This window comes from Dactylosporangium sp. CA-233914, assembly GCF_050942935.1.
Lineage (GTDB): Bacteria > Actinomycetota > Actinomycetes > Mycobacteriales > Micromonosporaceae > Dactylosporangium.
Genome location: NZ_CP192030.1, coordinates 2,928,819 through 2,953,071, shown reverse-complemented (window position 1 = coordinate 2,953,071; position 24,253 = coordinate 2,928,819). Strand labels below are relative to the sequence as shown.

The 24,253-nt window shown below is 73.0% G+C and carries 25 protein-coding genes; 12 read left to right on the top strand and 13 right to left on the bottom strand.

Annotation, left to right across the window (positions count from 1 at the left end; genetic code table 11):
• Positions 1 to 128 precede the first annotated feature (128 nt).
• The 7 genes from ACQPY0_RS13730 (at position 129) to ACQPY0_RS13700 (ending at position 7,169) form a co-directional block, all read left to right on the top strand.
• Entirely contained in the window at positions 129 to 881 is a 753-nt protein-coding gene (locus ACQPY0_RS13730) for an NUDIX hydrolase (protein ID WP_432988589.1), read from the top strand.
• Entirely contained in the window at positions 878 to 1,828 is a 951-nt protein-coding gene (locus tag ACQPY0_RS13725) for a lipopolysaccharide kinase InaA family protein (RefSeq protein WP_432988587.1), read from the top strand. Before ACQPY0_RS13730 ends, ACQPY0_RS13725 begins: the two co-directional genes overlap by 4 nt.
• A 24-nt stretch (positions 1,829 to 1,852) precedes the next feature.
• Entirely contained in the window at positions 1,853 to 2,818 is a 966-nt protein-coding gene (locus ACQPY0_RS13720) for a hypothetical protein (RefSeq protein ID WP_432988585.1), read from the top strand.
• Between the two features lie 46 nt (positions 2,819 to 2,864).
• Positions 2,865 to 4,076 carry an adenylosuccinate synthetase gene (locus ACQPY0_RS13715; protein ID WP_432988583.1) on the top strand — a complete coding sequence of 404 codons (1,212 nt, stop codon included), beginning with the start codon at positions 2,865 to 2,867 and terminating at the stop codon, positions 4,074 to 4,076.
• 90 nt (positions 4,077 to 4,166) lie between these two features.
• Positions 4,167 to 4,601: a hypothetical protein gene (locus tag ACQPY0_RS13710; RefSeq protein ID WP_432988581.1), complete on the top strand. Its 435-nt coding sequence runs from the start codon at positions 4,167 to 4,169 to the stop codon at positions 4,599 to 4,601.
• Between the two features lie 550 nt (positions 4,602 to 5,151).
• Positions 5,152 to 6,186 carry a hypothetical protein gene (locus ACQPY0_RS13705; protein WP_432988579.1) on the top strand — a complete coding sequence of 345 codons (1,035 nt, stop codon included), beginning with the start codon at positions 5,152 to 5,154 and terminating at the stop codon, positions 6,184 to 6,186.
• Positions 6,183 to 7,169 (top strand): hypothetical protein, encoded by a 987-nt coding sequence (locus tag ACQPY0_RS13700; protein WP_432988578.1) that lies wholly within the window; start codon positions 6,183 to 6,185, stop codon positions 7,167 to 7,169. The genes ACQPY0_RS13705 and ACQPY0_RS13700 overlap by 4 nt, the downstream gene beginning before the upstream one ends.
• Here the strand turns inward: ACQPY0_RS13700 and ACQPY0_RS13695 are convergent.
• Entirely contained in the window at positions 7,152 to 8,540 is a 1,389-nt protein-coding gene (locus ACQPY0_RS13695) for a bifunctional 3-(3-hydroxy-phenyl)propionate/3-hydroxycinnamic acid hydroxylase (protein WP_432988576.1), read from the bottom strand. The genes ACQPY0_RS13700 and ACQPY0_RS13695 overlap by 18 nt on opposite strands.
• Positions 8,541 to 8,777: 237 nt before the next feature.
• Here ACQPY0_RS13695 and ACQPY0_RS13690 point away from each other — a divergent pair, with 237 nt between their 5' ends.
• Positions 8,778 to 9,272 (top strand): ferritin-like domain-containing protein, encoded by a 495-nt coding sequence (locus tag ACQPY0_RS13690; protein WP_432988574.1) that lies wholly within the window; start codon positions 8,778 to 8,780, stop codon positions 9,270 to 9,272.
• A 38-nt stretch (positions 9,273 to 9,310) separates the two neighbouring features.
• On the opposite strand, the gene ACQPY0_RS13685 is transcribed toward ACQPY0_RS13690, so the two are convergent.
• Genes ACQPY0_RS13685 through ACQPY0_RS13675 form a run of 3 tightly spaced genes read right to left on the bottom strand, consistent with a single transcriptional unit; the run spans position 9,311 to position 12,437 of the window.
• Positions 9,311 to 10,033 carry an ABC transporter permease gene (locus ACQPY0_RS13685; protein ID WP_432988572.1) on the bottom strand — a complete coding sequence of 241 codons (723 nt, stop codon included), beginning with the start codon at positions 10,031 to 10,033 and terminating at the stop codon, positions 9,311 to 9,313.
• A gap of 5 nt (positions 10,034 to 10,038) precedes the next feature.
• On the bottom strand, positions 10,039 to 11,508 hold the full coding sequence (locus ACQPY0_RS13680; protein ID WP_432988570.1) for an ABC transporter permease subunit: 1,470 nt from the start codon (positions 11,506 to 11,508) through the stop codon (positions 10,039 to 10,041).
• A complete protein-coding gene (locus tag ACQPY0_RS13675) occupies positions 11,505 to 12,437 on the bottom strand; it encodes an ABC transporter ATP-binding protein (protein WP_432988568.1) in 933 nt (310 codons plus the stop codon). The genes ACQPY0_RS13680 and ACQPY0_RS13675 overlap by 4 nt, the downstream gene beginning before the upstream one ends.
• Here ACQPY0_RS13675 and ACQPY0_RS13670 point away from each other — a divergent pair.
• Positions 12,436 to 13,800, top strand: coding sequence for a sensor histidine kinase (locus ACQPY0_RS13670; protein ID WP_432988566.1), 1,365 nt, complete (start codon positions 12,436 to 12,438; stop codon positions 13,798 to 13,800). The genes ACQPY0_RS13675 and ACQPY0_RS13670 overlap by 2 nt on opposite strands.
• On the top strand, positions 13,797 to 14,471 hold the full coding sequence (locus tag ACQPY0_RS13665; RefSeq protein WP_432988564.1) for a response regulator: 675 nt from the start codon (positions 13,797 to 13,799) through the stop codon (positions 14,469 to 14,471). Before ACQPY0_RS13670 ends, ACQPY0_RS13665 begins: the two co-directional genes overlap by 4 nt.
• Here the strand turns inward: ACQPY0_RS13665 and ACQPY0_RS13660 are convergent.
• From ACQPY0_RS13660 to ACQPY0_RS13645, 4 genes are all read right to left on the bottom strand, one after another.
• Positions 14,460 to 15,227, bottom strand: coding sequence for a putative protein N(5)-glutamine methyltransferase (locus tag ACQPY0_RS13660; RefSeq protein WP_432988562.1), 768 nt, complete (start codon positions 15,225 to 15,227; stop codon positions 14,460 to 14,462). The genes ACQPY0_RS13665 and ACQPY0_RS13660 overlap by 12 nt on opposite strands.
• The gene (locus tag ACQPY0_RS13655; protein ID WP_432988560.1) at positions 15,224 to 15,865 is read right to left on the bottom strand and encodes a LuxR C-terminal-related transcriptional regulator; all 642 of its coding nucleotides are present in this window, start codon (positions 15,863 to 15,865) and stop codon (positions 15,224 to 15,226) included. Before ACQPY0_RS13655 ends, ACQPY0_RS13660 begins: the two co-directional genes overlap by 4 nt.
• Complete coding sequence (locus ACQPY0_RS13650; protein WP_432988558.1) at positions 15,817 to 17,103, bottom strand: sensor domain-containing protein; 1,287 nt, start codon at positions 17,101 to 17,103, stop codon at positions 15,817 to 15,819. The genes ACQPY0_RS13655 and ACQPY0_RS13650 overlap by 49 nt, the downstream gene beginning before the upstream one ends.
• A gap of 104 nt (positions 17,104 to 17,207) precedes the next feature.
• Entirely contained in the window at positions 17,208 to 17,822 is a 615-nt protein-coding gene (locus tag ACQPY0_RS13645; RefSeq protein ID WP_432988556.1) for a pyridoxamine 5'-phosphate oxidase family protein, read from the bottom strand.
• Positions 17,823 to 17,900: 78 nt separating this feature from the next.
• Here ACQPY0_RS13645 and ACQPY0_RS13640 point away from each other — a divergent pair, with 78 nt between their 5' ends.
• Entirely contained in the window at positions 17,901 to 19,241 is a 1,341-nt protein-coding gene (locus tag ACQPY0_RS13640) for an aspartate aminotransferase family protein (RefSeq protein WP_432988554.1), read from the top strand.
• Here ACQPY0_RS13640 and ACQPY0_RS13635 read toward each other — a convergent pair.
• The gene (locus tag ACQPY0_RS13635) at positions 19,229 to 19,612 is read right to left on the bottom strand and encodes a hypothetical protein (RefSeq protein WP_432988552.1); all 384 of its coding nucleotides are present in this window, start codon (positions 19,610 to 19,612) and stop codon (positions 19,229 to 19,231) included. The two genes, ACQPY0_RS13640 and ACQPY0_RS13635, sit on opposite strands and share 13 nt — an antisense overlap.
• An 83-nt stretch (positions 19,613 to 19,695) precedes the next feature.
• On the opposite strand from ACQPY0_RS13635, the gene ACQPY0_RS13630 reads away from it, so the two are divergent.
• A complete protein-coding gene (locus tag ACQPY0_RS13630; RefSeq protein ID WP_432988550.1) occupies positions 19,696 to 19,839 on the top strand; it encodes a hypothetical protein in 144 nt (47 codons plus the stop codon).
• Here ACQPY0_RS13630 and ACQPY0_RS13625 read toward each other — a convergent pair.
• Genes ACQPY0_RS13625 through ACQPY0_RS13610 form a run of 4 tightly spaced genes read right to left on the bottom strand, consistent with a single transcriptional unit; the run spans position 19,836 to position 24,241 of the window.
• On the bottom strand, positions 19,836 to 20,534 hold the full coding sequence (locus tag ACQPY0_RS13625) for a phosphonatase-like hydrolase (RefSeq protein ID WP_432988548.1): 699 nt from the start codon (positions 20,532 to 20,534) through the stop codon (positions 19,836 to 19,838). The genes ACQPY0_RS13630 and ACQPY0_RS13625 overlap by 4 nt on opposite strands.
• Positions 20,521 to 21,447, bottom strand: a complete 927-nt coding sequence (locus tag ACQPY0_RS13620; RefSeq protein WP_432988546.1) for a serine hydrolase — start codon at positions 21,445 to 21,447, stop codon at positions 20,521 to 20,523. Before ACQPY0_RS13620 ends, ACQPY0_RS13625 begins: the two co-directional genes overlap by 14 nt.
• Positions 21,444 to 22,856 (bottom strand): sulfatase-like hydrolase/transferase, encoded by a 1,413-nt coding sequence (locus tag ACQPY0_RS13615; protein WP_432988544.1) that lies wholly within the window; start codon positions 22,854 to 22,856, stop codon positions 21,444 to 21,446. The genes ACQPY0_RS13620 and ACQPY0_RS13615 overlap by 4 nt, the downstream gene beginning before the upstream one ends.
• A gap of 23 nt (positions 22,857 to 22,879) precedes the next feature.
• A complete protein-coding gene (locus ACQPY0_RS13610; protein WP_432988543.1) occupies positions 22,880 to 24,241 on the bottom strand; it encodes an extracellular solute-binding protein in 1,362 nt (453 codons plus the stop codon).
• Positions 24,242 to 24,253 lie beyond the last annotated feature (12 nt).

The following is a 24,253-nucleotide window of genomic DNA, read 5'->3' as shown; positions in this document are numbered from 1 at the left end:
GCGACTGTTCCGGCACTGAAAGCCGACAGAAATCCACGTTGCGCGGAGCCGTACTGCGGGCTTATGTTGTTCTCAGATCGAGTAATACTCAGAACGAGAAAGACTCCAGCTGAGAAGGACCTCGGACCGTGGGCACTGAAGAGTCGGACTTCCTCGCCAACTACGACCCGCACCGGTATCCGCCGGTCGCGGTGACCGTCGACGTCGTGGCGTTCACGATCCGCGACGGGCGGCTGCACGTGCTGCTCGTGCGGCGGGCCTGCCCGCCGATGAAGGACATGTGGGCGCTACCCGGCGGGTTCGTCGGGCAGTGGGAGGACCTGCCCACGGCGGCCGCGCGGGAGCTGGCCGAGGAGACCGGCGTCGCCACCGCGCACCGGCGGCTGCACCTGGAGCAGCTGGGGACCTACGGCACGCCGGACCGGGATCCGCGGATGCGGGTGTTCTCGGTGGCGTACGTCGCCTTCGCCCCGCACCTGCCCGACCCCGTGTCCGGCACCGACGCGCGGGAGGCCGCCTGGGTGCCGATGGACGACCGGCCGGAGGTGCTCGCCTTCGACCACACCACGATCCTCGCCGACGGGCTGGAGCGGGCGCGCTCGAAGCTGGAGTACTCGCCGCTCGCGACCCGATTCGTCGGCGAGGAGTTCACGATCGCCGACCTGCGGGCCGTGTACGAGACGGTGTGGGGCGAGCCGCTGCACGCCGGCAACTTCCACCGCAAGGTGCTCTCGGTGCCCGGCTTCGTCGAGAGCACGGGGAACACCACGGAGCGCGGCGGGGCGCGCGGCGGGCCCCGGGCCAAGCTGTACCGCGCCGGCGACGCCCAGCTGCTGCACCCCGCGCTGCTGATGCCGAGCCGGGAGGAGACGGTCCGGTGAACTCCGACGAGGCCATCGCACTGGTCGAGCGGGCCACCGCCGAGGAGCTGTTCGGCGGCGGGGACGCGCACCAGCGGTACCGGATGCTCGCCAAGCTCGTCCACCCGGACGCGGCGGGACCGCGGGGCACGAAGGCCTTCGCCCGCCTGTCGCAGCTGTGGCGCAATCGCGGCGTGATCCGCAGCGCCCGCGGCACCTACTCGACGGAGACCCTCGAGCACCGCGGCGACCTGGCCAACCTCTACCGGGTGCCGGAGGGCCATCTGAAGCTCGTCCGCGACCCGGCCTGCAACGACCTCATGGCCCGCGAGGCGACGGCACTGCGCCGGCTGGCCTCGCACGGCGATCCGCGGTACCTGCCGTATGTGCCGCGGCTTGTCGAGACTTTTCACATGAAATCCGGCAAGTCCGAAACACGGAGAGCCAACGTGATCGGCGTGTCGGCCGCGCGGCTGCACAGCCTCAAGGAGGTGCGGGAACGCCGCGCCGAGGGGCTGGATCCGCGGGACGCGGCCTGGATGTGGCGGCGGCTGCTCGTGGCCCTCGGCCTCGCCCACCGGGCGGGCGTCGTGCACGGCGCGGTCGTGGCCGAGCACGTCCTCATCGAGCCCGACGAGCACGGCGTGGTGCTCGTCGACTGGTGCTACAGCGCCTCGGAGGCCGGCGACCGCATCCCGGCGATCGTGCCCGGCCACCGCGACGAATATCCGGCCGAGGTGCTCAGCCGCGGCACTCCCGGGCCGTACACCGACATCTACATGGCGGCGGGTCTCATGGCGGGGCTGATCGGCGACCGCGCCCCGAAGCCGCTGCGCCGCTTCGCCGACGGCTGCCGGCTCGCCGCGCCGCGCCAGCGCCCGGACGACGCCTGGAGGCTCCTGGAGGAGTTCGACGAACTACTGCATCGACTGTACGGCCCGCGCAAGTTCCGTCCGTTCACGCTCTGACCATTCTTTCGAAGGAGAACTCCCATGGGCAGTGGAGCCTGGTCGACCGACGTCTACGATGCCGCCGACCGCTACCGGCGCGCCACCGGCACGAGCGCCTTCGCGTACAGCGATTCTGGCGCGCGTACCGCACACTCCACCCTCGACCCGAAGGGCGTCGCCGTCCGGGAGAGCCGCGACAGTGACGAGCACCCCGACTCCGTCGCGATCGCCGTGTTCTTCGACGTCACCGGCTCGATGGGCTCGGTGCCGCGGGTGCTGCAGCAGAAGCTGCCGCAGCTGCTCGGCCTGCTGCTGCGCAAGGGCTACGTCAAGGACCCGCAGATCCTCTTCGGCGCCATCGGCGACGCGACCTGCGACCGGGTGCCGCTGCAGGTCGGGCAGTTCGAGTCCGACAACCGGCTCGACGAGAACCTGAGCCGCTTCGTGCTCGAGGGCGGCGGGGGCGGGCAGATGACGGAGTCGTACGAGCTCGCGATGTACTTCATGGCCCGCCACACCTCGATCGACTGCTACGAGAAGCGGGGCAAGCGGGGGTACCTGTTCATCATCGGCGACGAGCAGGCCTACGACCTGGTCAAGCCCCGCGAGGTCGAGGCGGTCGTCGGCGACCGGCTCGGCGAGGCGATCGCCCTGCGCACCATCGTCGACGAGGTCCGGCGCACCTACGACACGTACTACATCCTGCCGGCCGGCTCGTCGTACGCGGGCAACACGGCGATCCTCGACTTCTGGCGGGACCTGCTCGGCCAGAACGTCATCGCGCTGGACGACCTCGACGCGGTCTGCGAGACGATCGCGCTGACCGTGGGCCTCGGCGAGGACAGCATCGACCTCGACGAGGGCCTCGCGGACCTGGACGAGGTCGGCTCGAGCGCGGCCGGCTCGGTGGGCAAGGCGCTGGCCCGCATCGGCAGCGGCCGCGCGCCCGTCGCCACCGGCGACACGCCGTCGGACCTGGCCGGCCCGGCCAACGTCGAACGCCTGTAGCCGACGTCCGTCGCTCTCTCGCGAGTTGACATTGATTGGTATCAAGATGCACTACATCGTGGTCGACCTCGGCTTCGGCGACTGTGGCAAGGGCACGACCGTCGACTACCTGTGCGCGACCCGCGACATCGACACCGTCGTCCGGTTCAACGGGGGCGCGCAGGCGGCGCACACGGTCGTGCTCGCCGACGGCCGCAAGCACACGTTCGCGCAGTTCGGGTCGGGCTCGCTGCGCCCCGGCGTGCGCACGCACCTGTCCCGCTTCATGGTCGTCGACCCGCTGTCGCTGGTCACCGAGGCCGAGCACCTCATCGCGCTGGGCGCGTCCGACATCTGGGCGCGCCTGAGCGTCGACCGGGCGGCGCTGATCTCCACGCCGTACCACCGCGAGGCGAACCGGACCAAGGAGATCGCGCGGGGCGCCGATCGGCACGGTTCCTGCGGGATGGGCGTCGGCGAGACGATGGCGTACTCCCTGGCGCACCCCGACGACGCCCCGCGCGCCGGCGACTGCGCCGACCCGCCGACCCTGCGCCGCAAGCTGGCCCTGCTGCGCCACCGCCTGGGCGTGGCCGGCCCACCGGTCGAGGCGTGCGTGGCCGCGTACGCGGGCTTCGCGGCGACGGTCCGCCTGGTCGACGGGTTCAGACCCACCGGAACCTGCGTCTTCGAGGGCGCCCAGGGCGTGCTGCTGGACGAGTGGCACGGCTTCCACCCGTACACGACCTGGAGCACGACCACGTTCGCCAACGCCGAGACCCTGCTGGACGGCGAGCCGGCGTTCCGCCTGGGCGTCCTGCGCACGGTGACCACCCGCCACGGCGCCGGCCCCCTGCCCACGGAGGCCCCCGAGCTGGGAATCTCGGACCCGAACAACCCCGCCAACCCCTGGCAGGGCGCGTTCCGAGTCGGTCATTTCGACGCCCCGCTGCACCGCTACGCGCTCGCGGCGGCCGGCGGCGTGGACGGCCTGGCCCTGACCCACCTCGACCTGGGCGTGAGCCAACTCTGCCACCGCTACCGCCCCGCCCCTGATCCGGCGGCATCGCGCATCGCCGCCGCCCTCGTCGTCGGCGCCCCGGGTGATCTCCCCCGTCAGGAGGCGATGACCCAGGCTCTGGCGCTGGTCGAGCCCGAGTACGCGCCGGTCACCGACTGGGTCGAGGCGGTCGAGTCCGAACTGGGTGCCGAGGTGGCGCTGGAGTCCTGGGGCCCGACGGCGGAGGACAAGAAGCCCTCCGTCCGGCTGACGGCCTGAAATCGCACCTCAGTCGCACCACACCCGAACCTCAGCCCGCCGTGTGAAGCTGTCGGCGACACACGGTTCCGGCTGACGGGGGTCACGACGATGGGCCTGGCACGCGACGCATTCCGCGCGGTCACCCTGGCCGCGGCGACGGGCATCGCGGCGGGCGGCGCGTTCGGCCTTCTGGCGCCGGCCTCGGCCGAGGCCGGCGCCACGATCCCGGCCCGCAGCACCGCCACCAGCACCGCGGCACCCCGCCCGGCCCACGTGGTCACCAGCGTTGACCTGGTCGGCGACCTGGAGATCACCGTGCGGTTCACCAACACCGGGTCGACCGTCCGGCACGTCGATCCCGCCGCGATCACGGTCACCGCCGACGGCGCCCCGCTGGGCCGCCTGGCCGCGCCGCCCGCCGTGGCCGTCGACCTGCGCCCGGGAGCGAGCGCTGAGGAGACCGTGGCGTTCGCGGCCCCGCCGCTCACCGCGGACCTGACCCTGACCCTTCCGGACGGGGCACGGATCCCGCTGGAGCTGTGAACCCGGCAGTACGGCTCGCAGGCACGCAACACCGCGGCCGGCCGGAATCGGCTCGACGATCGATCGAGCCCGCGTGGCCGATCGGCCGGCCCGTGTCATACCGCGATTTGACCGATCAGCCCTGCGGCAGGGCACCCCGGGACTGTTACCTTCTCGAAGGAATCACGATTCCTCGATCTAAGGTGAAGACATGGCGGTCAAGGCACCGTCGCGGGGCGCGCTCGCGGAGCCTCCAGAGCGCCCGCGCCGCTGGCTCGCGGCACTGCTGCGCCGCAGGTTGTCCGGCATCATTCGCCGTCCGTGGCTGAGGAGCCGCTGAGTGGGTATGCCGCACCCGAGGCCCGGAGGGAACCCGGGCCGGCCGGCTCGGCGGGAGCCCACCGGGCCGGACCGCTGGGCGGTTCCGCGATCGGCCCCCAGGGCGCCCGATCCACGCCCCGGGCCGGCGTCCGCCCCGGGCTCCCGGGACGACGCGCAGGGCCCGCCGCCGCCCGGCGGCGGCCGCGGACTCGGTGGCGGGTTCGGCAACAACCCGCCCGACCTGGGCGCGATGATGGATCGGTACCTGGGCTCGCAGGTCGGCGCTCCACTGGCCCGCAGCGGCAGCGCGAGCGGTCGCATCGCCGCCACGGTGGCCGGCAACGAGAGTCCCGAGTCGCTGCTCGCCGCCATCTATTGGTGGACGGTCACCCAGAGTCCCCGGTTCGCCGATGCGCTGCACGCGATCGGCGCCGAGGGAGCGCCGACGCACCAGATTCTCGTGGCCCACGCGCAGGGCACCCGGTTCAACCTGCTGGTGATGGTTGACGGGTTCGAACGCGGCCCGCGCCGGCTGCCGATGAACCTCGACCAGCTGGTCCTGGCCGATTCTTTCTTCCGCAGCCAGGCCGCGCGCACGGCAACGGCCGCCGACCGGCTCCGGCAGAAGTACCCGGAGGTCTCCGTCCAGCAGGTTCGCGAGGCGATTCGGGAAATCTCCCGAGCCCAGAAGTTCGGGATTCTCGTGGTCGGGACCCAGCCGGAGGAGCCCACGCGAGTGCCGGTCCCGCCGGTGGGCGTCAGCACCGACGCCACCGCGAATTGCGCGACCGTGGGCGCGATCCTCGTCGGAAGCCGGCCGTCCCGCGTCACCACCGCGCTGCATGCGGTCGAAAGCACCGACTGCCGCATCAACATCGGCGACGCGAACGGAACCGTGATCGTTCGCGATGCCACGACCGATTCGTGCATCGTCGAGATCGACGGTTCCCTGGCCGTCGAGTCGCTCGTCGGCCTGGCCGGCGTCCGCAGGGCCGTCCTGCCGGGTATCGGCGAGCCCGCCGCCTTCTACCGGACGGTCGAGGGAAGAATCGACACCGAGATCCTCGGTGTGGACATCAGCGCTCTCGATCCGCAGCAATCGTTCGCCTCGAAGGTGTACACGAAACCGCTCACGCGACCGGGTGATTCCGGAGCGGCGCTCATCGACACCTCGGACCGAATCGTGGCGTTCGCCGTCGCACGGTCCAGCATCCAGGCAAGCATCGCGTACTCGGTCTGGATCTGGGCCGAGCAGACCTTCACCGCTCTGGGGATCGACCAATGACGTGGTGGGACAGGATCCGCAGGACCGGGTCCGAGGACTGGTTCTTCACCCATCTGCCGCTGACGCCCGACGATCCGGGGCGGGCCACGCCGGTGAAGGCGGACAGCGCGTACCTCAGCGCCCATCTGGTCTCGATGCACGTCAGCGACCAGCGCGCCGGAACCCGCCGTATCCACGCCTCGGTCACCAGTCGCGTCTCGCTGCAATCCCGCACGGGCGAGAACGTCGAGTTCGTCACGTTGGTCACGCCCGAGGCGATCCGCGGGGCCCGGCCCGGCACCCTGGACCGGATCGTCCTGATGGACAAGCGCATTCTGGGCCCGGTGCCGTATCGCGGCGGCGACGTCGAACTGCAGGTCGGGCTGTTCGCGATTCCCACGACCGATCTGCTCGAGCCGTATCTGGGGCTCGTCGAGGAGATCACGAAGTACGTCGGGGTCGGCTACCTCGCCGTTCCCCGGATGCTGGTCGCGACCGCACAGGCCGCGCTGAACACGCTGCTGGGCGCCCCGGACGGGCCATCGCTGGAAATCGGCCTGGTCGCGAGCCTTTCCGATCCGGTTCCGGGCTACTACTGCGTCGTGCGGGCCTCCCGCGACGATCCGTCACTGCGGCATCTGGCAATCGCCGAGGACCGTCGGCTCGTTCGGCCGGACGGTTCGGCCGTGCAGTTCCCGTATCTCGTCGTCGGCGTCACCGCCGCGACACGGCGCGACGACTGGGCCGGCAGCCCCGAGCTCCAGGGCGCCTACGAGGCGGTCAGGGAGGCCGTGAAGGACGGCGACCTCGTCCGCGCCGAGCAGGCGCTGGCCATGTTCGGACGAGTCGCCGTCTTCAGCCCGGACCTGCTCGCCGAGGACGGACGCCGGCTGCGGGACCTCGTCCGCGATCAGGTCCACCTCGTCTTTCCCGCCACCGCGACCTCGGGCGGGGCACGGAAGGGGTCCCTGCCCGAGCTCGTCGATCTACCGCTCTTCGGTTAGCCTCCGGGTCGCGGCAACCACCCGGTCCGGGCGGAGGATCACCGTCCGGCCGCGCATCCAGCGGCGCAGGGAGCCCGCCGGGTCCAGCTCGTCGGTGACGTGGACCAGGCGATGGCCTGGCAAGCCGGGCGGCTGCGCTCCCGTGTACAGCATCGCCCAGCCGTCGCCAAGGGCCTCGTCCAGGCGGGGTGAGGGCTGCGGGGCCAGGGTGCCGGCCAGGCGGCCGCGGCCCACGCCGCGCAGTGCGGGGCTCGTCGAACGCAGCGCCAGTCCCTTCAGGCCCGGCAGGCGCCAGACGGCGCCGAGCACGATACGGCGCACGGCCGCCGCGCGGTCCTGGCCGCCCGTCATCGCCCACCCCGCCAGCTTGGCGAGGCGGATCTGGGCCCGGACGTGGGGCACGCGTTCGCGCTCGTAGGACGCGAGCAGCTCGGACGCACCTCCGGGAGTCGTCAGGTCGGTGGCGAGCTTCCAGGCCAGGTTGTACGCGTCCCGCAGCCCCGCCCCCAGGCCCTGCCCGACGAACGGCGGCGTCTGGTGGGCCGCGTCGCCGAGGAGGAACACGCGGCCGGAGCGCCATGAGGAGGCCACGTTGGCGCGGAAGGTGTACTCGGCCCGCCGCAGGATCCGCACGGGCACGGACCGCAGCCACGGGGCGAGGAGCGGCTCCACCTCGAGGTCCGATTCACCCTCGAGGAGCCGGAACTCCCAGCGGTACCGCCGCGGCCCCAGCTGCATGAACGTCGCCGCCCGGCGGGGATCGCACACCTGGTGCACCCCGCCCCACGCGGACAGCTCGGACGGGCACTCGCCGTCCACGACCAGCCAGCGCTCCGCGAAGCGCAGGTCGAGCAGGGACGAGCCGATGAGGGACCGCACGGTGCTGTTGGCGCCGTCGCAGCCCAGGACGGCCGCGGCGGGAACGGTGAGCGGGGGGCCGCCGGCCGGCGGGTGGTAGGAGACGGAGGAGGAGGTCACGGCGAAGACCGAGGCGCCGCCGATGAACTCGATCAGCGGCAGCGCGGACATCCGGGCGCGCAGCAGCCGCTCCAGGTCCGGCTGGTCGAACATGTTCGCCTGGGGGTAGCCGTGCGGGCCCGCGGCGGCGTCCCGGCGGAACTCGGCCATCACCCGGTGCCGGGCGTCGAGCAGGCGCAGGCCGAGGCCGGGGCGACTGACCTTGCCGAAGTCCTCGGCGACGCCGGCCGCCTGCAGGATGCGCATCACCTCGTCGTCGACGTGGACGGCGCGCGGGAGGGGATACGGGTCAGGGTAGCGGTCCAGCAGCAGGGACGGGACCCCGCGCTGGGCGAGCAGGATCGCCGCCGTCACGCCGACGGGGCCGGCGCCGACGATGACCACCCGATCCACCCGCCCAGGTTGCAACTTCGAAGCACTCGCCCGCAACCGGGGACCGGTCGATGAGGGACATCATGCCAGCCTCGCTTCTCGTTGCGCCGCAGTATATTAACCGATTCAGTAAGGGTCGGCGAACCACCCCTTTCCCGCCCGCCGGACAGCGTGGGTGCCGTGGGGATTGCGGGTAGGTCCGTAGGCGTCCCCAAATCCGGACCTGTGGGCGTCCCCAAACCCAGACAGGGAGAAGCCATGGCCTTCGACAGCCCCGTCGACCTGTTCCTCTACGAGATGTCGGGCATGTACGACGCCGAGCGCAAGAGCAACGACCTGGTCGGCGAGATCCTCGCGCAGTCCGAGCAGAGCCCCCTCGCCCAGATATTGCGCGCCCAGCAGCAGCAGGGCCGGCAGAAGATCGCGAACCTCGAGACGTGTTTCGCGATGATGGAGACCGAGCCGGTCGACGTGGCCTGCATGACGATCGACGGCATGCGGGCGGAGTTCCAGGCGTTCGCCGGGCAGGCCCCGCCGATGGAGGCGATGGAGCTGTACACCGTGGACACCGAGATGCGCCTGGCGCACTTCGGCATCGGCGCGTACCAGGGCCTCATCGACAAGGCGCTGCTGCTCGGCGAGCTGCAGTGCGCCCAGGTCCTGCGCACCAACCTGGTGCAGAAGCAGGAGAACGCTGGCACGTTCGAGCGGATCGGCCACGAGCTCGGGCAGCGCGTGGCGATGAGCGTCTGATGACCGGGCCGGGCCGCGCCGCAGACGCGGCCCGGACCTCACACGTCCCGGCGCTCGACGAGCAGCAGGGCGAGCAGCACCGCGGCGGCCGCGTAGAGGGCGAGCACGCCGAGCCCCGCCCACGGCCCGATGTCGGGCGGCCGGATCGGCTTGGTGACCTGGACGGCCAGGCCCGCGTCCATCGGGCCGAAGCGGTGCAGGCGGTGCTGCCAGCGCGGCCCGGCGGCCATCGTGGCCAGCAGCGGCCCCGCGAACAGCACAGCCAGCACGGTGGCGATCGCGGCGCCGGTGTCGCGGACGACGACCGCGATGCCGGCGGCGAGCAGCGCGACCAGCACGAGGTACAGCACCGATCCGGCCGCCGCCCGCCGCGCCGGCTCCCCCGCGAGCCCCTGCCGCGCGGCGAGCAGCGAACCGGCGACGGCGAGCACCGCGACGGCGAGGACGGTCGCGGCGAGCACGGCCAGCTTGGCCAGCAGGCCCAGCGCGCGGCGCGGGACGGCCGCGGCGCAGGCGCGGATCATCCCGGTGCCGTACTCGTTCGTCACCGAAAGGACCGCGAGCACCGCGACGGCGACCTGCCCGGCTCGCACGCCGTACAGCCCGAGCTGCACGAGGTCGGCGGCCGCGCGGTCCCGGCGCTCCAGCGTCACGGTCATCAGCGCCCCGAGCCCCACGGTTCCGGCCACCGCGGCCGCCAGCAGCCACCAGGTGCCGGCGACGGTCCGCAGCTTCGTCCACTCGGCCCGCAGCGCGCCCACCGGGCTCACACGTCCCGCCGGCGCAGCAGCCACCAGGCCAGCAACAGAGCGCAGCCGGTGTACGCCGCGGTGCCGGCCAGCCCCGCCAGCGGCTGGATCGTCGCGGTGGGGTCGCTGAGCAGGTCCGTCGGCGGCCGGGCGCGCCAGGTCGCCAGCCCGCCCGCCGGGGTCAGCCGCATCACCCAGCGCCCCACGCCCAGCGGCGCCACGGAGCCCGCGATGACCGGCAGCACCACGAGGGCGATGGCCACCGCGATCGCGGTCGCGCTGTGCCGCACGATCGCGCCGAGCGCCATCGCGAACACGGCCAGCAGCGCCAGGAACGCCGAGGTGAGCAGCAGCGCCCGCAGCACCGGCCAGTCCCCGAGCCCGTAGCGCGGAAACGCCGGCGGCGCGAACCCTTGCCGCTGCAGCGGGGCGCGGGCCAGCAGCAGCGCGGCCGCCCCGCCGGCGAGGGCCACGAGGAAGCTCACCGCGCCGAGGACGAGCGCCTTCGCGGCGAGGGTGCGCCCGCGGGCCGGGTCCGCGGCGAACGTGGTGCGGATCATGCCGCGGCGGTACTCCGCGGTGACGAACAACACCCCGACGGCGACCAGCGCCATGAACCCCGCGATGACCCCGAACAGCGCGATGCTGACCGGATCGTCGTCCGGCGCCTTCGGCCCGACCTCGCCCTGCCCGGTGACGGTGAGGACGCCGTCGCGCTGCTCGAACGAGCCCCTGCGTCCCTCCCCCTCCCCCTCCCCCTCGGGCGGCCGGCGGTCCCCGGTGGCGGGCCGCTCGTCCTTCTCCCGGGGCATGGTGACCGCGTCCGCGGCCCAATCGCCGGACTGCCCGGTGGCGGAGACGTTGTCGAACGTGGCCGTGCTCGTGGACGGGCGCTCCTGCACCGACGTGCCACCCGGGCGCCGCTGGACGTCCATGATCGGCGGCGCGGCGACGAACGGCCCGGCCTGCACCGGGCCGGTCAGCCCCGGCGCGCGGACGGCCCCGACCCGGGCCCAGCTCCGCCCGTCGGCGGACTCCTCGCCGGTGATCGTGTCGCCGGCCCGGGTCAGCCGCAGCCAGACCGGGGCCGTGCGCGAGCTGCCCCGGGCGGCCGGCCGGTAGTCGTGGGAGAGGCGGACGCCGTCGCGCGGGGTGGCGTACAGCGAAACGTAGGCCGACCCCGCCCCCAGCCCGGCCTTGACGACGATCCCCGCCATGGCGCCCGGCGCGCCACCGGCCTGGGTGGCGACCCGCACGGTGAGCGACCCGTCGCCGGGCAGCGGCCGGTGCACGAACTCGAACTCGTCGGTCACCGGCTCCCCCTGCGGCCCGACGACGAAGTTGGGGTGCTCGTTGGCGTCCGTGCCACCACTGGACGCGGCGAGCGGCCCGAACCCGGCGATGAGCCCGGCCGCGAGCGCGAGGGTCAGCACCCACCGCCGCACGGTGCGCAGCTTCGTCCACTCCGCGAGCAGGGCGGCGGTCATGACGTGCTCCCGGCGGCGGACCCGGCACTGAACTCGGTCTCGTCGCGGGTCAGCTCCATGTAGGCCTCCTCCAGGCTGGCCCGGTGCCGCCCCAGCTCCGAGAACGCCACGCCGGCCGCGGACAGCACGGCGGAGACCCGGGCGGCGGGCAGGGCGTCGACGGCGAGCAGGTCGGCGCCGAGCGCGGCGACGGTGGCGCCGGCGCCCGCGAGCGCGGTCATCGCCGCCGTGCGGTCCTCGGTGCGCACGTGGACGCGGTCGCGGGAGGCGCGCTCGATGAGCTCGGCGACCGGCAGGTCCGCCAGGAGCCGGCCGCGGCCGACGACGAGCAGGTGGTCGGCGGTACCCTCCAGCTCGCTCATGAGGTGGCTGGAGACGAGCACGACCCGGCCCTGCGCGGCCAGGGACCGCAGCAGGCCGCGGATCCACACGATGCCCTCGGGGTCCAGGCCGTTGACCGGCTCGTCGAGCAGCAGCACGGCCGGGTCACCGAGCAGCGCGGCGGCGATGCCGAGCCGCTGGCGCATGCCGAGGGAGAACCCGCCGGCGCTGCGGCGGGCGGCGGAGTCGAGGCCGGCCAGGCCCAGGACCTCCGTGACGCGCCGGCGCGGGATACGGTTGCTGTGGGCGAGCCAGAGCAGGTGGTCGCGGGCGGAGCGGCCGGGGTGCACGGCGGCCGCGTCCAGCAGCGCGCCGACGTGCGTGAGGGGGCGGCGCAGCGCACGGTACGGCACCCCGTTGACGTGCGCGAATCCCTCGTCGGGGGCGTCCAGGCCGAGGATCAGTCGCATGGTCGTCGACTTGCCCGCGCCGTTGGGGCCGACGAAGCCGGTCACCTCGCCCGGGCGCACGGTGAAGGTGAGGCGGTCGACCGCGATCACCGAGCGGTACCGCTTGCGCACCGCCGACACCTCGATGGATGGTTGCATGGCCTCGACGTTAGGGCTCGCCCGGCCCCGGATCGTCACGCGCGGGAGCGGACCCGGCGTCCCTCGCACGAGCTACGCGCGGGGCGTCGTCATGGGGGAGGCGCGGCGGACGGGCAGCGCCGACAATAGCTGTGTGCAGCGCGTGATCGGATGGGCGGCGGCGACGGGCCGGCGGGTGGTCGCGGCGCGCTCGTGGCCGCTCGGGGCCGCCGCCGTCCTGGCGCTGCTCGCCGTCCGGCTCAGCGACGCGCCCGCCACGCTGCTGGGGCTCGCGATGACGCTGCCCCTGGCGCTGTACCGCATGCTGCCCACCGTCGCCGCGGCCGCGATCGCCGCCGCGGCGCTGGCCTGCCTCCTCGGCGGCGGCCTGCCCCCGGCCTCGGGCGTCGCCGCGCTGGCCGGCGCCTACCTGCTCCTCGGCCTGCGCGCGGCCCGCGGCCGGGCGGTCGCGCTGGTGGTGCCGTTCGCGGCCCTGGCGCTGTTCCCGGTCGCCCCGGCCGCCGACGCCCTGGGCCACGGCACCGCCACGCCGGCGAGCGCGAACCCCGAACCCGCCGGCGGGTATGCGGGCGGCGGCGAGCGCGGCCGGACGTTCGCGGTCACCCTGCTGCTGCTCACCGGCGGCGCGGTCGCGTTCGGCGCCCTGCACCGGGCCCGGGCCGAGGCCGCCCGCCGCGACCGCGACGACCGGCGCCTCGCCGACACGCTGCTGGATCACACCGCCCGGGGCGAGCGGGCCCGGATCGCCCGCGAGCTGCACGACGTCGTGGCGCACCACGTGTCGATGATCGCCGTGCAGGCCGAGGCGGCCCGGCTCACCACGCCCGGGCTGCCGGCCGCGGGCGCCGAGCGGCTGCGCGCGATCGGCGACACGGCCCGCACGGCGCTGACCGAGATGCGCCGGCTGCTCGGGGTGCTGCGCGAGGACGCCGCCGACGGGCCGGCCCAGGCCCCGAACCGGCGGCCGCAGCCGGGGCTGCAGCAGCTCAACGAGCTCATCGACGAGGCCCGGGCGCTGTCGGGGGCGAGCACCCGGCTGATCGTGCGCGGGGCGGTGGGACCGCTTTCGGCGGGGGTGGAGCTGACGGCGTACCGGATCGTGCAGGAGGCCCTGACCAACGCCCGCCGGCACGCGCCCGGCGCCGCCGTCGACGTCGAGCTGCACTACGCGGCCGGCGGGCTGCGGGTGCGGGTCCGCGACAACGGGCCCGGCGGCGACGGGGCCCGGCCCGGGCACGGGCACGGGCTGACCGGGATGCGGGAACGGGCGGCGATGCTCGGCGGGACGCTGCGGGCCGGGCCGGGGCCGGCCGGCGGGTTCGTGGTCGAGGCCGGCCTTGCGCTGCGCGGCGGTGAGACGTGACCGTGCGGATCGTCGTCGCCGACGACCACGAGCTGGTGCGCAACGCGTTCGCGGCGCTGCTGGACACCCAGCCCGACCTGAGCGTGGTCGGCACCGCGGCCGACGGGGCCGAGGCGGTGCGGGTGTGCCGGGCGGCGGCGCCGGGCCTGGTGCTCATGGACGTGCGGATGCCGGGGCTGGACGGGATCGAGGCGACCCGGCGGATCCTCGCCGAGGCGGCGGTGAGCCCGCCGCGGGTGCTGATGCTGACCACGTTCGACCTGGACGAGCACGTGTACGACGCGCTGAGCGCCGGGGCGAGCGGGTTCCTGCTCAAGGACGTGACCGCCGAGCGGCTCTTCGACGCGGTGCGGATCGTCGCGGCCGGGGAGGCGCTGCTCGCCCCGACGGTGACGCGGCGGCTCATCGCCGAGTTCGCGCGGCTGCGGCCGGCGGCGCGGCGGCCCTCGCCCGCGTTCGACGCGCTGACGCCGCGGGAGACGGAGGTGCTGCGGCTGGTCGCGGCCGGGCTGTCCAACCCTGAGATCGCCGCCCGCCTGGTGGTGAGCGAGGAGACGGTGAAGACCCACGTGAGCCGGATGCTGGCCAAGCTCGGGCTGCGTGACCGCACGCAGGCGGTCGTCGCCGCGTACGAGCACGGCCTCGTCGTCCCCGGCGGCTCAGGGGCGTGAGGCGACCACGACGTTGGTCTCGGTCTCCTCGTCGGTGACCGTGCGCGGGTCCAGCCCGCCCGCGCGCAGGGCCGCGTGGGCGGCGCCGAGCTGCTCGGTGGCCGCCTCGGTGAGCAGAGCACCGCCGGGGGCGAGCCAGTGCGGGGCCTCGGCGGCGACGCGACGCAGCACGTCGAGGCCGTCGGTGCCGCCGTCGAGCGCGGCGCGGGCCTCGTGGACGCGGAACTCCTCGGGGAGGCGGGCGATCTCGGCGGTCGGGACGTAGGGGACGTTGGCGAGCAGGACGTCGACGGTGCCGCGCAGCTCGGGTGGTACGGCCGAGAAGAGATCGCCCGCGAAGACCTCATCGGTGACGGCCGAGAGGTTCCGGCGGGCGCAGTCGACGGCCCGCGGATCGATGTCGGTCGCCACCAGGCGCACCCCCGCGAAGCCGCGCACGGCGACCAGGCCGAGGGCGCCGGTGCCGCAGCAGAGGTCCAGGACCGTGGCGCCGTCGTGCAGCAGGGCGCGGGCCGTCGTCGTCAGCAGCTCCGTGCGGTGCCGGGGGACGAAGACGCCCTCGGCGATCTCAAGGCGTACACCCGCGAAGTCCGCGAAGCCGAGGACGTGCTCCAGCGGGACGCCGGCGGTGCGGCGCGCGACCATCGACTCCAGCGCTTCGGTGTCCGGGGCGGCCGCGAGCAGCCGGTCGGCCTCTTCCTCGGCGAACACGCAGCCGGCCGCGCGGAGACGCTTCGTCAGTTCCGCGTGGTTCATGCGTTGAGGAACGCCAGGACGGCCAGGACGCGGCGGTTGTCGTCCTCGGACTGGGGCAGGCCCAGCTTGTTGAAGATATTGTTGATGTGCTTGCCGATCGCCTTGTCGGTGACGAACAGGCGGCCGGCGATCGCGGCGTTGGAACGGCCCTCGGCCATCAGCGCCAGCACCTCGCGCTCGCGCGGGGTCAGCGCGCGGGTCGGGACGCCGGCGTTGCGGGCCAGCAGCTGCGAGACGACCTCCGGGTCCATCGCGGTGCCGCCGGCGGCGACGCGGCGCACGGCGTCGACGAACTCCGCCACCGTGGAGACCCGGTCCTTGAGCAGGTAACCGACCCCGCCACGGCGGTCGGAGAGCAGCTCGCGCGCGTAGAGCTGCTCGACGTGCTGGGAGAGCACCAGCACCGGCAGCCCGGGGACCTCGGCGCGGGCGGCGATCGCGGCGCGCAGCCCCTCGTCGGTGAAGCTCGGCGGCAGCCGCACGTCGACGACGGCGACGTCGGGGCGATGGCTGAGCAGCGCCTCGCGCAGGTCGGCGCCGTTGTCGACCGCCCCGACGACCTCGAAGCCATAAGCCCCGAGGAGTCTTATCAGCCCGTCGCGGAGGAGGGCGAGGTCTTCGGCGATGACAACACGCACGGCAGCTCCATGGTCAGCACGGTCGGGCCCCCGGGCGGGCTGTCGATGCCCAACGCGCCGTCGAACGCCGCCAGCCGGCGCTGGACGCCCGCCAGCCCCGAACCGGCGTTGGGCGTCGCGCCGCCTACGCCGTCGTCGCCGACGCTGAGGTAGAGGGCTCCCCCGAGGTACGACAACGATACCCAGGCGGCCGTGGCGCCGCTGTGCTTGACCGTGTTCGCGAGGGCCTCGACGGCGGCGAAGTACGCGGCGGACTCGACCGGCGCCGGCGGCCGCCCCGGCAGCTCCCCGTCGACGCTCACCGGCAGCGGCAGGGTCAGCGCGAGCGCCCGCAGCCCGCCGAGCAGCCCTCGCTCGGCCAGCACCGGCGGGTGGATGCCCCGCACCAGCTGCCGCAGCTCGGCCAGGGCCAGGCCGCTGGCCTCGCGCGCCTCGGCGATGAGCTGCTGGGCCGCGGCCGGGTCGCGGGCGACGAGGTCCTCGGCCATGCCCAGGCTCATGCCCAGCGCCACGATCCGCGCCTGCGCGCCGTCGTGCAGGTCGCGCTCGATGCGCCGCAGCTCGGCCGCCTGCGCGTCGACGACCTCGGAGCGCGTCTGCGTGAGCCGGTCGACCCGGCGCTCCAGGGCCGCCGCGCGGGTCGGCTGGAGCAGGCTCAGGTCGTAGCGCGCCAGCGCCCACAGCAGCAGCGGCCCGACGTAGAGCGCGCCCGCCGTGATCAGCGCGGCCTGCGGCAGCACGGTCAGGTAGCCGAACTCGGTCATCGGCCACACCACGCCGTAGCCTTCACCGTCGCTGGCGAGCAGGTCCTCGATGACCGGGACGAGCAGGAGGCCCTCCACGCCGTACAGCAGCGACATCGCCGAGAAGAGTCCCAGCCCGGCCCCGATGGGCGCGCCGCCGACCAGCCACAGCAGGTCCCGCCAGGTCGCGGGGTCACGCACCAGCCACAGCCACCGCTGCGTCGAGCCGATGAACGCGCCCTCCGGCCGCGGCCGGTAGGGCCGGGGGATGTCCACGCCGCTCCACCGGGCGATCCGCCGGCGCAGGTCGGTGTAGGCGCGCACGAGCAGCTGCACCAGCGGCACCAGCACCAGCCCGACACCGAGCAGGGTGCTCGCGAACGACAGCACCGTGAGGACGATCAGCACGATGTGGATCGGAATCGACAGAATGCCGACGAGCGCCACCCGGCCGACGCCGAGCAGCCCCCGGCGCACGAACGGCCACGGCTTCATACGGCCATTCTGTCCGCCACGACCGGCCGGCACAGTGGGTTTAACACCCGTTTGCAACCCCTACGGGCCGCTGCGCAACGCTCGCCCGTCACGACTGCGGAGCATCAGGCGTAGAGGCCCCGGCGGTAGCTGGCCTCGGCGTAGTACTCCTCGAGCTCCTCGACCGTCTCCGGGGTGTCCTGGACGCTCTTGACCAGCTTCGCGTGCGACGGCAGCTCGTCCGGGGTCCAGGTCTCGGGCTTCCACAGCTTCGAGCGCATGAACGCCTTCTGGCAGTGGAAGAAGATCGTGTCGATGTCGACCACCATCGCCAGGATCGGGCGGTGGCCCTCCACGACGAGCTCGTCGAACCACGGCGCGTCGCTCAGCAGCCGCGCCCGGCCGTTGATGCGCAGGGTCTCGCGCCGGCCGGGTACGAGAAAGATGAGGCCCACGTGCGGGTTGGCGAGGATGTTGTGGAAGCCGTCGGCTCGGCGGTTGCCGGGGCGCTCGGGCACGGCGATCGTGCGCTCGTCGATGACGTGGGTGAAGCCGGGCGGGTCGCCCTTGGGTGAGACGTCGCAGTTGCCGTCGGTGTCCGCGGTGCCGACGAGGACGAACGGGGACAGGGCCAGCCAGTCGCGGTCGGTCTGGCACAGGCGGTCGCGTTCCTTGCTCACGGCCCGGGGCATCGGCGACCCGAGCAGCTCCTCCAGTTCCGTCACCGAGGTGATCCGCATGCCGACAGGATACGTCGGGTAACAATCTGAAACAGAGTGGATATTGTACGGCTGGATGTGTGCCATTAGCGTCAGCTCATGACCGGACAACGCACCGATGCGTACAACGACGACCGCGCGCACGTCTTCCACTCCTGGTCCGCCCAGCGGATGCTCGACCCGGTGGTGGTCGAGGGCGGGCTGGGCGCCACGTTCTGGGACGAGTCCGGCACGCGGTATCTGGACTTCGCCTCCCAGCTGGTCAACCTGAACCTCGGCCACCAGCATCCGAAGGTCGTGGCCGCGATCCAGGAGCAGGCCGCGAAGCTGTGCACGATCGCCCCGACGTTCGGCAACGCGGCGCGCAGCGAGGCCGCCCGGCTCATCGCCGAGGCCGCGCCCGGCGACCTGCAGCACGTGTTCTTCACCAACGGCGGCACGGAGGCCAACGAGCACGCCGTCCGCATGGCCCGCGGCACCACCGGCCGGCACAAGATCCTGGCCGCATACCGCTCCTACCACGGCGCCACCACCGGATCGATCACGCTCACCGGCGACCCGCGCCGCTGGGCCAACGAGCCGGCGATGCCCGGGGTGGTGCGGTTCTTCGGGCCGTATCCGTACCGCTCCCCCTTCCACGCCACGAGCGAGGAGCAGGAGACCGAGCGCGCCCTGGCCCACCTCGAGGAGGTCTTCACGCTGGAGGGCCCGCAGACGATCGCGGCGGTGATCCTCGAGTCGGTGGTCGGCACCAACGGCATCCTCGTGCCCCCGCCGGGCTACCTGGCCGGCGTCCGCGAGCTGTGCGACCGCCACGGCGTGCTGCTCATCGCCGACGAGGTGATGAGCGGCTTCGGCCGCTGCGGCGAGTGGTTCGCGGTCGACCACTGGGGCGTGGTCCCCGACCTCGTCACGTTCGCGAAGGGCGTCAACTCGGGATACGTACCCCTGGGCGGCGTCATCCTCGGCCCGCGCGTCTACGAGACGTTCGCCGAGCGTCCCTTCCCCGGCGGCCTGACGTACTCCGGGCACCCCCTCGCCTGCGCCGCCGCGGTCGCGACCATCGAGGTCATGCGCGAGGAGGCGATTCCCGAGCGCGTGCGCGACCTCGGCGAGCGGGTCGTCCGCCCGCGTCTGGAGAAGCTGCGCTCCCGGCACCCGTCGGTCGGCGACGTGCGCGGCCTCGGCCTGTTCTGGGCGATCGAGCTGGTCCGCGACCAGGAGACCCGCGAGATGCTCGTGCCCTACAACGCCTCCGGCCCCGCCGCGAAGCCGATGGCGGAGGTCATCGCCGCCTGCAAGGCCCGCGGCGTGTGGCCCTTCACCCACTTCAACCGGGTGCACGTCGTGCCGCCGCTGATCATCTCCGAGGAGGACCTCCTGGCGGGCATCGACGCGATCGACGACGCCCTGGACGCGGCGGACGCCTACGCCGTCTGAGCCTCGCAGTCGTCGTAGTCCCGCACCGCCTCCCGGTTGCGGGCGGTCAGCCAGGCGCGGGAGACGTAGTAGCCGTCGCGCATCCGGACCCAGTCCGGGTCGGGCTGCCCGGACAGCCCGGTGACCGCGTCGCCGCCGACCCGGGGGATCTTGCCCTGGTCCGCGTCGCTCAGGTGCGGGCCGGCCCGCCGGGTCAGCGGGTCGGCCCACACCAGCGGCCAGTCCGGGTGCGCGGCCCCGGCGCCCTTGAGCCGGTCGCCGAGCAGCGCGCAGATGACGTCGCTGGAGCCGAGCCACATCCAGGTGTACCCGCCCGCGCGCCGGTAGCTCGCGCCGCGCTCGGGCACGAGCTCGTCGATCTGCGCCAGCACGTCGACGAACGCCAGGCAGGTCGGCCTGGCTGAGCCTCATCGACGGCGACGACGGCTACATCGGCACCGCGACCGGCCCGATCGTGCTCGCCCACCGGCCGGGCATCGCGGCGCGGTACGAGCGGCTGCCGCTGCGGCCCGCGACCCCGCACGCCCTGTCGTCGCGACGCCAGTTGGACGGCGGGACGGTCGTCGCGGTTGTCGGCCTGACCGGCCACACGGGCTAGCTCGCGGGTGCCCGTTGTGCAGCCATCCACGCCCCGATCTCGGCCAGCGAGCGGACGATGGCGCTGTGGGGGACCTGTTCGAGTTGCTCTCTGGAGTCCGCGCCGGTGAGCACGCCGACGACCAGTGCCGCGCCCGCGTTCGTGCCGGCCCGCAGGTCGGCGACGGTGTCACCGACGGCCAGCACCTGCCGCACCGACGGTGTCGAGGTGCGTTCCATCGCCCGGAAGATCATGTACGGTGCGGGGCGTCCCTGGGGCACGTCGGTGCTGCAGATGACGGAGTCGACGAGGTCTGGGCCCCAGCCGAGCGGGTTCAGGACGAACTCCGTGACCTCTCGATCGAATCCGGTCGTGAGTGCGACGGCGATGCCTGCCCGGTGCAGCCGGTCGAACAGGGCTTCGACGCCGGGGAACGGTCGCGGCGGCGAACTGCGATACGCGGCTTCCAGGTCGTCGCGAAAGCGTCGGTACACCGGTTCGTGTGCCCCGGCGTCCGGCAGGAGCAGGCGAATCGCCTCCCGCTTGTCCATGCCCGTCATGCTGGCGATGTCGGCCCGGGTCACGGTTGCGCCGGTCGCCCTGACCGTCTCGGCGAGCACGCGGTAAACGGTGCCGCCCTCGTCGATTGTGGTGCCGGCCAGATCGAAGACGGCGAGTGTGATCCCGTGGGTGTCGCGAAGATTATCCAGCTGCATGACGTTTCCGTTCCAGGGTGACGGTGGCGAAGAAGGGCTCGTCCACCGTGGCGAGTTCGGGCATGGCCAGGTTGCCGGTTCTGGGGCCGAGCCAGGCCATGGCCAGTCCGCTACCGGGAAGCACCCAGATCCGGTTGAGCCCGGCTCCGATCGCGAGATAGGCGTCTTGCGGCGCGGAGCCGACGAGTGGTCGATCGTGCCATGTGTTGTCGGGTAGTTGGTGCGGTGCGCCGCGGGCGAGCCACCAGCCGTCCCGCCAGGCCGGGTTGGGCCTCGGCGGGCCCGCGGCGTCGCCGAGCGCGGGCGGGTGCGGCGACGTGGTGAGCAGATGGTGCCCGGTTCGGGCCAGGTCGCCGGCGGACGCGACGAGCGCGTAGACGGGCCCGCCGAGTGGCCCGGTCACGATTCCTGCGCCGTCGAGGGTCCGGCGCGGCAGCCAGCGAGCACCGACGCCCAGTTCGGCGAACAGCAGTTCGTGGCTGAGCGTGTCCAGATCCGTGCCGTGCAGGGTGGTGAGGACGTGCTTGAGCAGGTGGATGCTCGCGTTGCTGTAGGCCCAGGCGCGCCCGGCCGGGCTCGCGGGCTCGAGGGTCTCGGTGAGTCCGCTGGTCATGCCGAGCAGGTGCGCGAGCGTGATGTCCTGCTCGGGGTGCCGCGGTGCCCTGGACCAGCCGGGGCGGAGGATGTCCGAGACGGCGGTGGTGCGGGCGAGCCGGTGCCGGGTCAGCGAGCGGGCGAGCAGCAGGGACACGACGCCTTTCTGGGCCGAGGCGATGTCCACGGCCGTGGCCGGGCCGAAACCGGACGCGTACCGGGCGAACACGGTCCGGCCGTCACGGTCGACGACCAGCACGGCGTACCCGCCGGCCCGGATCACCAGATCGCTCGCGGCCGCCCAACGCTCGCCGGTCATGGCACCGGGGTGAAGTGGACGCCGATGCCGCGGGCCGCCAGGGCCGCCGCACCACCGGCACGGTCGATGCGGGTCTGCTGGCTCTGTTTGGCCGCCCGGTCGGTGCCGGCCGGATCGACGATCCGCTCGAGGCGGGCGGTGAGCTCGGCCAGGGTCGTGGCGTGCTCGGGCCGGTCGGCCAGGTCGTCGAGTTCGTCGGGGTCGTGGTCGAGATCGAACAACTGCGGGGGCGCGCCCACGTGGTGGATCAGCTTGTGACGGGCCGTTCGCAGCATGTACACGGCCGAGGGCGCGTAGGAGGCGTGCAGCTCGGCGAAGACCGGGGTGTCGTCCGCGGCGAGCAGGCTCTGCCCGGGCAGGTCGGCGTCCTCGGCGGCCCGCGGCAGGTCGAGGAGGTCGCGAATCGTGGGATAGAGATCGACGAGCGAAACCGGCGCATCGACCACTCCGGCCGCACTCCCCGGCCGGGCGACGATCAGTGGCACGCGGACGCTGTCCTCGTACATCGTCATCTTGGTCCAGAGTCCGTGCGCTCCCAGCATGTCGCCGTGGTCGGCCGTGTAGATGACCGTCGTCGTGCCCGCGTCGGCGCGGCGTGCGAGCGCGTCGAGGACCTGACCGACGTGATCATCGGTCTCGGTGACCAGGGCGTAGTACGCGTGCAGGACCCGGCGTATCTCCTGCTCGGTCAATCCCGTCTCCGTGTCGGTGAGCCGTCGCCGCAGCTCGTAGCCGGGATGGCGAGGCCACGAATCCGCTGCCCAGGCCGGGGGCAGCGGGAGCGCCTCGCCGGCGTACTGCTCCCAGTACCGCGGCGGCACGACATACGGGTCGTGGGGCCGCAGAAAGGAGACGGTGAGCAACCACGGCCGGTCCGCCGATGCCTCGTGCGTGAGGTACCGCACGGCCTCGGCGGCGATGTCCGCGTCGTACCGGTCGTAGGGGCAGTCTCCCGGCCCGGCGGCGAGCAGGGCCGCGCGTTCGCTGGGGTTGGTGCGCATGCGACCACGCAGCAGTGGATAGGGATCTCCCGTGCCGTTGGCGACATGCATCGCGAGTCGCTGATCGGGGAATCCGGTGGGGTCCTCGGTGTTGCGGAAGTGGAGTTTGCCGATCGTCGTGACCTCCACCCCGTGCCGTGTCGCCAAGGCACCCCAGCTCGATGCCTCAGCGCCGGTGTAGGGTGCCGCGTTGTCCCAGGTGGCCAGCTGGTGGACGTACCGGCCGGTGACCAGACTGGCGCGGGACGGTGCGCACAGCGGTGAGTTGCAGTACGCCGCGTCGAATCGGAGCCCGTCGCGGCTCAGCGCGTCGAGGTTGGGCGTGCACACCTGGCGGTTTCCATAGGCACCCAACACGCGCGGCGTGTGCTGATCGGCGAGAATGAGCAGAACGTTGCGATCTCCCATGGCGTGGTCCTCACTGCGAGTCGTTACTGCGGAAGCAGTGACCTGGCTTGGTTCGCGGCATCGTGGAGTGCGGCCGCGGCCGTCTTCTTGCCGCTGGTCGCGGCGAGCACGGCGTCCTGGAGGGCTTTGCTGATCTCGGCGGTGTGCGCTCCGGGGAACTGGTACCACGAAACGATGGCCGGCACCTCGCTCGCCGCGGCAGCGCGCAGCGGGTCCTTGTTCAGGAATTCGCCCAGCCCGGACGGGTCCTCGGCCGCGGCCTTGTTGACCGGCAGGTAGCCGCTGGCCATGGTCTGCGCGGTGGAGCCGGCCTTGCCGGTGAGCGCCTGGATGACCTGCCAGGCGGCGGCCTGCTTGGCGCTGTCCTTGGTGAGCACGACGATTCCGGCGCCGGCCGCCGGGGTGCGCAGGGTGCCACCGTCGGGGATCGGGGTCTTGGCGGTCTTCAGGGCGAACGATGCGCCCTTCTTGTTCGACACGACCTGGGCGCTGCTGGTGATGAACATGGCCAGCTCACCGCTCAGGAACGCCTTCTGGGCATCGGCGGCCGCCAACGGCGCCGAGTAACCGTCCTTGGCCAGCTGCGCCCAGAAGTCGAGGTTGGCGATGGCCTTGTCGGAGTCGAACGTGATGGTCCGCTCGTCCGGGCTCATGAACGAGCCGCCGGCCGAGGACAGGAATGTCTGGTGCGGCCAGATGGTCTCCGAGTCGTACGGTGTGACGGCGCCGTATCGCGCGACCCGGGAGTCGACGAGCTTGGCCGCGGCGGCGCGGACTTCGGAGAAGGTGCTCGGCGGGTTCGCGGGGTCGAGCCCGGCCTTGCTGAACTGATCCGCGTTGTAGTACATGATCAGGACCGAGGCGCAGAACGGGATCGCGTACGTCGTGTCGCCTCGCTTCCCCAGCGTCAGGAGGCTGGGGTACAACTGGCCGCCGTAGTCGGGACTCAGCGCCAGAAAAGAATCGAGCGGCAGGGCCAGTTTCGCGTCGGCATAGGTGCGAACGTTCTGCAGGCCGATGAGCGCCAGATCGTCGCCCTGCCCCGCAGTCAGGTCGGTCTGAATCCGTTGCGTGACATCGTCGTAGCTGTTCGACGGAAGCCCGACGAACTGCACCGTCACCCCGGTGTCGGCGGTGAACGCCGGGCCGAGCACCTGCTTGAGGGTGCTGTCGAAGCCGGGGTTGTTGGGATACACGATCGACACCGTCTGCCCCTTGGCCGCGGCCCGGACGGCGTCGAGGCTCGCGAATCCCGCCCCGCCGGTGTTCTGACTGGATTCCGGGCCGCCGCAGGCGGACAGGACCCCGGCGGCGGCGACGCCTCCGGTGAGTGCGAGAAAGCCGCGGCGGCTGATGCGCTCGATTGCGTGATCTGTGATATGCACGGTAGCTCCGAT